Here is a 9,819-nt window from a genome sequence, read left to right on the forward strand (position 1 = left end):
CCCAAGCATTTTAAAAAGCATTATCGGAGACTGCGAAAGGACCCAAAAAGCCTTTCTAGAAAACAGAAAGGCTCAAAGAATCGAGAAAAGGCAAGAATCAAAGTAGCCAAAATTCACGCTCAAATCACCGATAGTAGAAAAGACCATTTACACAAGCTAACCACTCAATTAGTTCGTGAAAACCAAACGATTGTGGTTGAGAATTTAGCCGTCAAGAATCTGGTCAGAAACCCGAAATTATCTCAGGCAATATCTGACGTTAGTTGGGGAGAAATAACTCGACAATTAGCCTATAAATGCCGTTGGTATGGGAGAAATTACCTCGAAGTAGATAGATGGTTTCCTAGCTCTAAAAGGTGTAGTAATTGCGGGTATATTGCTGAGAAAATGCCGTTAAATGTTCGAGAGTGGGACTGTCCGAACTGTGGGACGCACCATGACCGAGATGTTAACGCTAGTAAAAATATTTTGGCCGCAGGACTTGCGGTGTCAGTCTGTAGAGCGACCATAAGACCAGAACAGAGTAAAACTGGGGCGGCAGGTGCGAAACCCCACAAGGGAAAGAAGCAGAAACCTAAATCGTGAGGTTTGGGAATCACCGTCCGTTTACGGTGGTGAGGATGTCAAAGCGGTTTGTCTGGAGAATCGATCGCCCCTAGGAATTTTTACTTTAAATCGAGCAAACCCTGTTCTTTTAACTTGGGATTAAAACGAATTTCCATCTGTACTCCCCGTTTTTCTAGGGTTGATAAAATATCGTTTTCTACTCGTCTGGATACCTGTTTTAATAACTTGATTTGCCCCAATTCGTCAGCACTTTGATAAATTTCTTTTTCTGTCTCAGTCATGGTTAATTTAGCATCAATTGGTTCTGTCCAGAGTTTTTCATTGCCGATTACTGCCTGACTTTCTCTTAGCCAAGCTTGTTTAATCGATTCGAGAATAGTCCGATTAGGACGATCAATCAACTGTATTTTTAGCCAATAACAAGCTTGGGGCTGTCGGGCAAGATGTTGTTTTAAACTGAGATAAATATCACGAGAATAGCCGACAAACTCTAAGACTTGTTCTCGATCAAAAATGGCATAAACCCCGATTTTCCCCTGGAAATCAGCACAGATATTACCCGTGGCATCTAGGTAGGGAATATATTCTAACTGTTCGAGATTAGCAAAAGTATCAGGCTCATTCATAATTAATCGTCGCTAATTGGTTGGAGATAGCTAAATTATACCTAAGTTTGAATTTTATATTCCGGGCTGTGGCTAACCTACTATGGTAAATTAACAGTTAGACTGACAGTTTATCTGCCCAGGAGTAACCTAAAGGTTAATGGAGGCGGTGTGATCGTTTTCTGATTCTGGAAGGGTAAGAAGTTGACCATTTTTGACAAGAGGCACTAGGAGCAAGTGTTAGTAAAATTAATATTGATCAACTGCTTACCCTTTAAAATTGTGCCAAAAAGTTTTAGGCTAAATTAGTCCCCAAAAATGATCAATTCTCAATGCCTACTGGTTCTCTTAACGAAATTGTTCACGCGGCCCTAAGTGGTCAAGTGGTTTCTTTTCCCACGGATACAGTTCCCGCTTTAGCGGTTTCTCCCCCCTATTCTTCCCTGATTTTTGCCGCTAAAAAACGGACTTTTGATAAACCCTTAATTCTCATGGCGGCCTCAGCAGCAGATTTATGGGATTATGTCAAGGGAAATCAGGAAGAAAGGGAAATTTGGCAGCAAATGACCGAAAAATACTGGCCTGGGTCTCTAACTTTGGTTTTACCTGCTTCTGAAAAAGTACCAAAAGCTCTTAACCCTAAAAATCCTAGCACGATTGGTATCCGAGTTCCCGCTCATGCGATCGCAAGAGAAATTCTCGGTCGAACTGGTGTTTTAGCGACCACAAGTGCTAATCTGTCAGGACAAGAGCCTTTATTGACTCCATCCGCAATTATGACTACTTTTCCCTCGGTGACGGTGTTAGCGCCCACAGAAAGGCAAGCATGGGGAATAATCAATAGTGGACAACCCTCCACCGTCGCGCGTTGGCAATGTCAAGGATGGGATGTCTTACGACAAGGGGCAGTTTTTCTGTAAATATGGACGATATTGACGCTTTAAAACGGGAATTACAGCAAACTCGCCTCGCTTATCACCTGGCTGTGGCAATTAATCACCTCAAAAGCAGTTTTTTGGGACGGGTTGCCCACGAATTGCGATCGCCATTGAGCAGTATGATCAGTCTCCATCAACTGATTCTCGCCGATCTTTGTGAAAGTCCAGCCGAAGAAAGGGAATTTATCGCCCAAGGACAACTGGCAGGCCGTAAACTGATGGCAATGCTCGATGAGATGATTAATCTCTCCAAACTAGAGTCGGGTACTATACCTCTGGAGCGAGAAATTTTTTCTTTAACTAAACTTTGGGAAGATTGGGCAAGTTTAACCTATTTACAGGCAGCTAATCGCAATATTAAGCTTAAATTTAGCCCTTTAACCGATGATATTGCTATTATTGCCGATTATCAGCGTTTATCCTCCGCTCTTGTCCTTCTCGTTGATGCAGCGATCGCTAACTTAGCGAGTGGCTCTATTTGTATCTCGGTAAGCACTCTTTGCGAGAAAAAAGTCACTATTGTCCTAGAATTTCCGGGGGAAATCCCTCTCTGGCATTTGCCAGAAATTTCCCCTTTGAGTTTAGAATCAAAGCCAGAAGAAGTCAAACAATTTACCCAAGCTCTCGGTCTTTCTCCCGGTCTTAAATTCCAGTTAGCGAAAGGCATTATCGAAGTATCGGGGGGGGAAATGAGCTTAGATCAAATCGATAACAATAGTCAGGACAAGCTCACACGGATCGTTTTTTCTTTACCTCGATCGCCGGATAGGGAAACTCCTCGGTATAACGATTAAATAATACCATCGTCGTCGTGGCATTGCTTTGGAAACCAATGTGCTGGTAAAATTTTTCTTGATTAGTAGTCATCAAATAGACTCTTTCCACCCGATTTATTCGGGGATGGGCTAAAACTGTTTCTACTAATTTACGCCCTAAACCGGCTCCCTGATAATCGGGATGAACAATCACATCCCAAATAGTTGCCCGATAAATGCCGTCAGAAATGGCGCGAGCAAAACCAATTAATTGCCGCTCATTCCACACCGTCACCACTGGATCACTATAGTCAATTGCGGTTGCTAAATCTTCCAAACGGCGATCGATTGCCCAAAATGCGGTTAAATTAAATAATTCTCGTAGTTGCAATAGATCTATCTTGCTTTTATCCTCGTCAAACTGAATCTGACTACAATCAATCATGATATTTCCTTAGTCTAAGACTAAAAAATAGGAGAAGATATTTTTCCGAGAAAGAGGATTCACGCTCGATCGGACTGATTATGAGCAATTTCCCCTAATCTATCTATGTGTTTGATTATACTCAATGCCTCAGATAATCTCTAGTTGATTTATCGTGATTTCTTGACAAGTCATTAATCAGTGATCAGTGATCAGTGATCAGTTATCAGTTATGGTTCTTCGGTTTGTGTGATCAGTTTAACTTACTATAGAAGCGATCAATCTTTGTGTCCTCTGTGTCTCTGTGGTTCCTTCTACTCGCTCGCCAGCAGAACTGTATCTTAGAATACATTTTACCCACCAAACCTAAGAGAGCCGTTCTTCGGTTTGTGTGATGCAACGGACAGGGTTATAAGGAATGAAACTCTTACAGAGAAAAACATTTGGCCATTTTTGTCAATTGTTTTCGCTCTAGAACGAACTAATCAATTAAGTCTCTTGCCAAATAAAGATTTAGTCGATTTATGCCACCCGATCGAACCATACCAAGTAACGAAGAACCTCACTGATTACTGTTTACTGTTTACTGGACGGCTACGCCGTGCCTTTGGCAACACTGAAAAAAGCTTCCCCACACCCCACAGCAATGCTTAACCATCAAAGATCTTCGCCAGTGTCTGTCATTTGTTTAGGGGAAATCCTCTCTGATCTAATTGCCGATCAAAGCGAGCGCTCTATAGAGCAAGTGACTTCTTGGACAACCTATGCCGGGGGTGCGCCGGCAAACGTGGCCTGTGGATTGCGAAAATTGGGCATAAATTCGGCTTTTATCGGTTGTGTGGGCAAAGATCAACGAGGGGAACAGTTAATCGCCTTGCTAGACGCTTTCGGAGTCGATACCACTGGTGTACAGTATCACCCCACCCTACCCACCCGACAAGTTTATGTCACCCGCGATGCTGGGGGAGACAGACATTTTGCGGGTTTTGGCGGCATTAAAACGACGGATTTTGCCGATACTGCCCTTAATGGTGACTTATTAGCCGAAAATATCTTTAAAAATGCCGATTATCTAGTTATGGGAACCCTAGGGTTAGCCTATCCCCCGGCGAGAGCGGCGATGATGCGCGCCCTCGAATTAGCTAAAATTTACGGGGTGAAAGTATTGATCGATATCAACTGGCGGCCGGTTTTTTGGCCTAATCTTGAGGCCGCTGCTGATCGGATTCGAGATTTTATCGTCCAGGCCGATTTGCTCAAATGTAGCGAGGAAGAAGCAGCATGGTTATTTTGCACTGATACCCCCGTCAGAATATCATCACAATACCCCAATTTAGGTGCAATTCTGGTTACTGGCGGCGCAAAAGGTTGTAAATATCATTTAGGCGAAAATAGCGGCACTGTTGAGGCTTTTCTGGGGGAGGTAGTGGATACAACTGGGGCAGGAGATGGCTTTGTAGCTGGTTTTTTAGCTCGTGCTAGTCTTGGAGGCGATCAAATCGGGGAAAATGCCGATTTAGCGCGTAATGCGGTGATTTATGCCTGTGCGGTGGGGGCAATGGTGACAAGGGCGGCAGGAGCGATCGCATCCCAACCGACTCGGGAACAGGTGGAGGAGTTTCTAGCGGCCTTTGATACTAAATCCTGTTTAAAAAGTATAGGATAGAAGGGATGGGGGATGGGGGATGGGGGATAGAGGGGAAACAATCCATAACTGGGTTTTTAAAGTTAGATCGGCAGTTAATCACAGGATTAAAAACGGATTTAGTATTATTTGCCAGTTTTTTGGTCAAACCAGTCTAAAACCCGATTCCATGCCCACCAGCGATCGCTATCGCCCCACTGACGCTGACAGGATAAACTGCTGATATAACCCACATGACCACCGTGGTTGGTTAAGAGTAGATCGACGTGGGGATTATCAGCGATCGCTGCTTGCAGATCGGGAATAACTGCGGGGGAAAAGAGGGGATCATCGGCTGCGTAGAGGATAAAAGTGGGTTTAGTTAAATAGGGTTGAAAGGGCAAGGGACTACTAGCGGCATAATAGTCAAAAACTGTCTTAAATCCTAAGTTTTTAATCACTAATTCTCGATCGAATCCGGCAATCGTGGTGGCGCGAGTAATTGCTTGGGGATCGATATAATCGGGATGAGCTTGATGGATGCGTTTGGCTAACTTGCGTAATTCCCTGGCGATCGCTTTTTCCAAATGTTTCCCCCAGGGATCCTGGACGAGATAGGATAAAGAACGATTAGAGTCTAAATTAGGACAAATTACCGCACCACCACCGATATCGACGGGATCGATCCCCATATCTTCCTGATTCTCTGCCGATTTAATTCCCCACAGGGCCAATTGTCCCCCCAGAGAGTAACCTGTGAACCAAAAAGGAGCAGGACAGCCCATTTTTTGAGCTTGGGCGGCAATATGAATGAAATCTAGCCCTTCATAGATGCCATCGGAGGTGAGAGTCGGGGATAATTCGGCTGTCTTACCGTGGGCGCGCCAATCGAAGAGGACGACTGCGTAGTTTCTCGCTACGGCTTTTCTGCCTAAAATTCTTAAAAACCATTGATTATCTAAGTCTCCCGTGATGCCGTAGGTGCCGATAATGGTTCCCTTCGCTTGCGGGGGAATGGAAAAAATCCCGTAGATGGGGACGGCATTGGCCCCGGTGAAAATGGTTTCTTGATAGACTGGTTCGGGAATAGCGATCGTATTTTGCCAGGTTTCTCGCGCTTTTAGGGACACATAGAGAGTCATGGCAAAACCGTTTTTCAGCAATGGGGGCGGAGTGTAGGTGAGATTATCAGTCTTCGTCCTAGGATGGGCAATCATAGCAGCACAGGGGAATCAAAAAGTCAAGAGGGGGAGACAAAAATTAACTTATGCCCACCGCTTGCTTAAAAATTGTAAAGCAAATTGTCCCAAGCGGCGAGCAACTCTGGCAGGGCAGTGGCCGACCAATTGCCCTCACAACCGCGACCTTGATAGAGAATGAATCGCAGGGAATAATTATCGGGAAATCCGTCCGCTTCTACCCATAAAAGCTCACTTTCCGCTTCACAAGCAATTCTTTCTTCATCCATTAATTCTGTGGCCATGGCCGCCATAGTTGCGGTCAATTGTGATAGTAACCGACGCAAATCTTGCCACTCGGACTCGGTCAATTCGATCGCCCAATCATCGCCACCAATTAATCCTTTATAAATGGCCGCCTTAGGATTCCAACCGAGTCGCCAACCTGAACCATATTTGAGAATTTTTTCCATAATTTTCTAGAATTTTAATAGGTCGGCATCTCCTGGTTTTGATAAAGATGGACGACGGGGAGAAGGACTAGGAGAAGGACTAGGAGTGGGGGTTTCTTGGGGGAGAATGGCGGGGTTATAAATTTCGACTAGAAGGGTGACTAACTGCTGCCGTTGACGACGATTAAGACTGTTAATCGCTTTGATATCGGCAGCCATGGGATTAACGGTAAGGGTTGCTTGTCCGGGATAGTTTTCTTCGTTGATTTTCTCGTTCACTCCTAGATAATCCCCTAGGGTTAATTGCCAATCAAAACGGATGAGAGTAAACCTTTTTTTTGTATCTTGATGATAACGAAGAAAGCGACTTATTAAAGTATTATTCGGATCGATCGCTCCTGTATCTCGACGGGTATAGTTGTTTTCTTTCGGTAAATCTGGCATTGCTTGATAAATTTGTTGAGCAACTGTTTCGGGGCGTTGAATTTGGCTCATCCCGGTGGATTGCCACGATAACCACCAGATAATTATCCCCATTCCTAGACAAAATACTAATAATATTATTCGCTGAATTTTTAGCTTTTGAGGGAATTTTAAGAGCATATTAATCAAGAAAAAGTTGAAGTTAATTATCTAGCACCAGTGGGAATTTTTCAGGAACAACTCAAGGGATTGTGAATATTATAAATCTAACAATACCCAAACTCATCTAACTGTAACACCTAGGCTCAAAGTTACCCCAGTCATCCCCATCATAGCAAAGACTGGACACGATCGAGAGGCCAGTAAACTTTATAGGCTTGACCAACGATATAACTTTCCGGCAAAAAACCCCAAGCATGGGAATCAAAACTATGGTTACGATTATCTCCCAAAACAAACAGGGTTTTTGGGGGTACAGTCACCAATTCTATTTCATAATTGGTCAACTCGGCGGTGTAGGGTTCCTCGATAACTTGCCAGTTGAGATAAACTTTACCCCTGCGGATTTCAATGGTATCCCCAGCAATAGCGATGACTCGTTTGATAAAAAAATCTCCAGAATTAGGCTCTAGTTGCTTAATTTTTTCGGGAGTTCTAAAAACAATTATATCGCCTCTTTTCGCTTGATAATTACTGGATTGACTGACGAAAATGCGATCACCTACTGCGAGGGTAGGCAGCATGGATTCGCTAGGAATCTCGAAAAATTCTATTCTTTGATGTAACCAATCGGGAAAATAATTACAGATAATTCCCCAAGTAAAAATTGCTGCCACCATCAGCGCCAAAATGGAACGATAGGTGTGACGATGGGGATGGAATTGATCGGGGAAAGTGTGATAAACATGATAAATAGCGATCGCTGTAGTTAAAGGGTTAAGAAAGAGGATATAGGCAAAAAAATGATCCATTTTCAGGGTAATCAGGGATATAGTCAGAAAAATTATCCCTAAGATCACCTTATCGGCGTACAATTGCCCTAACCCCGGTATAATCCGGTTAGCGAAGACGGCAAACCACGGGTTTTTTTGTTGGCGCGGAATTTTCTCTAAGCTGTTATTCTGTCTGGAATAATAAACAGTCCAGTGAGCGTCAAAAATATTGCTAATGTAAACGATAACCAGAGCAACTATTCCCCCTAATCCCCAGCTTACAGGGCCATTGTGGCTAAAAATTGACCAAATTGTCACAATTATTAATATTACTTGAGCGATTGCCAAAAGGGTTGCTTTCTGGTTTTTGTTAGCATACCATTGTCCCAAACCGGGGAAGAACATCGAGAGATTGACAGCTAACCAGGGATCTTTTGCTTGTGAATTAATCGCATAAGGACGAGAAACAGCCGAAAAAAGGGAGGGTTTGCTCATAGTATAGACCTATTGCCAATTCATTCAACAGTGATCAGTAAACAGTAAACAGTAATCAGTAAACAGTAATCAGTAATCAGTGAACAGTTAACTGAAAACTCACATCTGATAACTGGTAACTGATAACTACTATAGCAACCAACAACACTTAATGCTTTTACTTCAATTTAGCACATCTCATTACTGTCGCAAAGCTCGTTTAGCTCTAGGTTATAAGGGGATTGATTACCAAGTAGAAAATCTCACCCCCGGACTACATATTCTCAAACTCAGGCCCCTAACTAAAGGGTTAACCACTGTCCCCGTTTTAATGGCAGCAGATGAGATTATTGCCGATTCTACTGCCATTTTAAAATATTTAGAAAAAGTAGTTCCTTTCCCCTCTTTTATTCCCGATGGGGAAAAGGAGAAAAATCAAGCTTGGTTACTAGAGGATTGGTTAGATGAAACTATTGGAGTGGAGACCAGATTTGTCTATTATGATTATCGCGCCGGAGAGGGAAAAGCGATCGATCCTTCCCTGAGTAGTCAAATAATTATTAATATCGTGCGACAACAATATAAAATCACCCCAGCAAGGGTAAAACTAGCGGAGGAGCGACTAGAAAATGCCATCAAGATTCTAGAATATTGGCAAAATCAGCCCTATTTGGTGGCGGATAAATTAAGTGTAGCCGATATTGCCGCCACTGCCCTACTCAGTCCTCTGGCTCTAGTTCCCAGTTATCGTCAAAAATATCCCTGGTTGTTTGCTAGAATCGGGGAAATTCATCAACAGTGTCGGGAAAAATTGCCCCCCGGTTTAAATTAAATGAAGCGAACGACAAAAATTATCATCCTCATCTCTATCGGTTTCTTATCGCCCCTAAAAGCCCTTGCTTTGCCCGCTCCTGAAGATATTCCCGAAGAAGTTTTACGAGCAGAAATTATCACTTCGGCTCGATCGCCCCTTGATAATCAACCCCTAACTGCGGCAGAATATGCTTTACTGGAAGAACAATTAGCCACCAGCATTTATCCCCCCCAAATTAATCCCAAGATTCGACAATTAATTGCCCTGAGAAGATTACAAAAATTCCTCCAGATATTGATACCTTTCTATCGTTAAAATCAAAATAGTCAATCTCCTTTGACAAGAGTGCCTATGCTAACCCAAAAGGGGTGCATCTCATTTTTGTAAATCTACTGAGTTGGGATTTTTAAAGGGAAACTATTTTTTAAAATTGGTCATTACTTCCGATTTTACCACTCAATCCAAGCCTTTGGGGGGGTAGAACCCCCCAACCCCCTAGGGCTGTTTCATTCTCCCATCAGAATATCAAAAGTAAAAGCGATCACTGTCAGGTAAAATGAAAAGTGACCGCCAACTTTTAAAATATATGTTGAGCTTAATAGAAAAACTGAAACAAGTCAAGGACTTTCGGAA

12 protein-coding genes are annotated in these 9,819 nt (G+C 43.0%); 6 read left to right on the forward strand and 6 right to left on the reverse strand.

Going from position 1 to position 9,819, the window contains the following annotated elements; all coding sequences use genetic code 11:
* Positions 1 to 585, forward strand: a 585-nt coding sequence (locus IM479_RS21780; protein ID WP_287699575.1) for an RNA-guided endonuclease TnpB family protein, incomplete at its 5' end; no start/stop codon positions are given.
* 80 nt (positions 586 to 665) lie between these two features.
* On the opposite strand, the gene IM479_RS21785 is transcribed toward IM479_RS21780, so the two are convergent.
* Complete coding sequence (locus IM479_RS21785; RefSeq protein ID WP_287686170.1) at positions 666 to 1,193, reverse strand: GIY-YIG nuclease family protein; 528 nt, start codon at positions 1,191 to 1,193, stop codon at positions 666 to 668.
* Between the two features lie 311 nt (positions 1,194 to 1,504).
* Between IM479_RS21785 and IM479_RS21790 the strand changes: the two genes are divergently transcribed.
* Together IM479_RS21790 and IM479_RS21795 are read left to right on the forward strand one after the other, a co-directional pair.
* Complete coding sequence (locus IM479_RS21790; RefSeq protein WP_286824428.1) at positions 1,505 to 2,092, forward strand: L-threonylcarbamoyladenylate synthase; 588 nt, start codon at positions 1,505 to 1,507, stop codon at positions 2,090 to 2,092.
* Complete coding sequence (locus IM479_RS21795; RefSeq protein WP_287686171.1) at positions 2,047 to 2,904, forward strand: sensor histidine kinase; 858 nt, start codon at positions 2,047 to 2,049, stop codon at positions 2,902 to 2,904. The genes IM479_RS21790 and IM479_RS21795 overlap by 46 nt, the downstream gene beginning before the upstream one ends.
* Here IM479_RS21795 and IM479_RS21800 read toward each other — a convergent pair.
* A complete protein-coding gene (locus tag IM479_RS21800; RefSeq protein ID WP_286824430.1) occupies positions 2,840 to 3,310 on the reverse strand; it encodes a GNAT family N-acetyltransferase in 471 nt (156 codons plus the stop codon). The genes IM479_RS21795 and IM479_RS21800 overlap by 65 nt on opposite strands.
* A 625-nt stretch (positions 3,311 to 3,935) precedes the next feature.
* Between IM479_RS21800 and IM479_RS21805 the strand changes: the two genes are divergently transcribed.
* Complete coding sequence (locus IM479_RS21805) at positions 3,936 to 4,955, forward strand: carbohydrate kinase family protein (RefSeq protein WP_287686176.1); 1,020 nt, start codon at positions 3,936 to 3,938, stop codon at positions 4,953 to 4,955.
* Positions 4,956 to 5,059: 104 nt separating this feature from the next.
* On the opposite strand, the gene IM479_RS21810 is transcribed toward IM479_RS21805, so the two are convergent.
* From IM479_RS21810 to lepB, 4 genes are all read right to left on the reverse strand, one after another.
* Positions 5,060 to 6,130: a YheT family hydrolase gene (locus IM479_RS21810; RefSeq protein ID WP_287686172.1), complete on the reverse strand. Its 1,071-nt coding sequence runs from the start codon at positions 6,128 to 6,130 to the stop codon at positions 5,060 to 5,062.
* Positions 6,131 to 6,195: 65 nt separating this feature from the next.
* The gene (locus IM479_RS21815; protein ID WP_287686173.1) at positions 6,196 to 6,564 is read right to left on the reverse strand and encodes a DUF1818 family protein; all 369 of its coding nucleotides are present in this window, start codon (positions 6,562 to 6,564) and stop codon (positions 6,196 to 6,198) included.
* A 6-nt stretch (positions 6,565 to 6,570) separates the two neighbouring features.
* Positions 6,571 to 7,146 carry a hypothetical protein gene (locus tag IM479_RS21820; RefSeq protein ID WP_286826969.1) on the reverse strand — a complete coding sequence of 192 codons (576 nt, stop codon included), beginning with the start codon at positions 7,144 to 7,146 and terminating at the stop codon, positions 6,571 to 6,573.
* 149 nt (positions 7,147 to 7,295) lie between these two features.
* On the reverse strand, positions 7,296 to 8,393 hold the full coding sequence (gene lepB, locus IM479_RS21825) for a signal peptidase I (RefSeq protein ID WP_287686174.1): 1,098 nt from the start codon (positions 8,391 to 8,393) through the stop codon (positions 7,296 to 7,298).
* A 151-nt stretch (positions 8,394 to 8,544) separates the two neighbouring features.
* Here lepB and IM479_RS21830 point away from each other — a divergent pair, with 151 nt between their 5' ends.
* Together IM479_RS21830 and IM479_RS21835 are read left to right on the forward strand one after the other, a co-directional pair.
* Entirely contained in the window at positions 8,545 to 9,204 is a 660-nt protein-coding gene (locus IM479_RS21830) for a glutathione S-transferase family protein (RefSeq protein ID WP_287686175.1), read from the forward strand.
* A complete protein-coding gene (locus IM479_RS21835) occupies positions 9,205 to 9,501 on the forward strand; it encodes a glutathione S-transferase (RefSeq protein WP_286826972.1) in 297 nt (98 codons plus the stop codon). It begins immediately after the preceding gene.
* The last annotated feature ends 318 nt before the right edge of the window (positions 9,502 to 9,819 follow it).

The organism is Microcystis sp. M165S2 (assembly GCF_020245885.1).
GTDB lineage: Bacteria > Cyanobacteriota > Cyanobacteriia > Cyanobacteriales > Microcystaceae > Microcystis.

Excerpts from the sequence above, each read along its gene's own strand:
- IM479_RS21820 (WP_286826969.1), bottom strand. The coding sequence starts at position 7,146 with ATGCTCTTAAAATTCCCTCAAAAGCTAAAAATTCAGCGAATAATATTA.
- IM479_RS21790 (WP_286824428.1), top strand. The coding sequence starts at position 1,505 with ATGCCTACTGGTTCTCTTAACGAAATTGTTCACGCGGCCCTAAGTGGT.
- IM479_RS21830 (WP_287686175.1), top strand. The coding sequence starts at position 8,545 with ATGCTTTTACTTCAATTTAGCACATCTCATTACTGTCGCAAAGCTCGT.
- IM479_RS21795 (WP_287686171.1), top strand. The coding sequence starts at position 2,047 with ATGTCAAGGATGGGATGTCTTACGACAAGGGGCAGTTTTTCTGTAAAT.
- IM479_RS21815 (WP_287686173.1), bottom strand. The coding sequence starts at position 6,564 with ATGGAAAAAATTCTCAAATATGGTTCAGGTTGGCGACTCGGTTGGAAT.
- IM479_RS21785 (WP_287686170.1), bottom strand. The coding sequence starts at position 1,193 with ATGAATGAGCCTGATACTTTTGCTAATCTCGAACAGTTAGAATATATT.
- IM479_RS21805 (WP_287686176.1), top strand. The coding sequence starts at position 3,936 with ATGCTTAACCATCAAAGATCTTCGCCAGTGTCTGTCATTTGTTTAGGG.
- IM479_RS21835 (WP_286826972.1), top strand. The coding sequence starts at position 9,205 with ATGAAGCGAACGACAAAAATTATCATCCTCATCTCTATCGGTTTCTTA.
- IM479_RS21800 (WP_286824430.1), bottom strand. The coding sequence starts at position 3,310 with ATGATTGATTGTAGTCAGATTCAGTTTGACGAGGATAAAAGCAAGATA.
- IM479_RS21810 (WP_287686172.1), bottom strand. The coding sequence starts at position 6,130 with ATGATTGCCCATCCTAGGACGAAGACTGATAATCTCACCTACACTCCG.
- lepB (WP_287686174.1), bottom strand. The coding sequence starts at position 8,393 with ATGAGCAAACCCTCCCTTTTTTCGGCTGTTTCTCGTCCTTATGCGATT.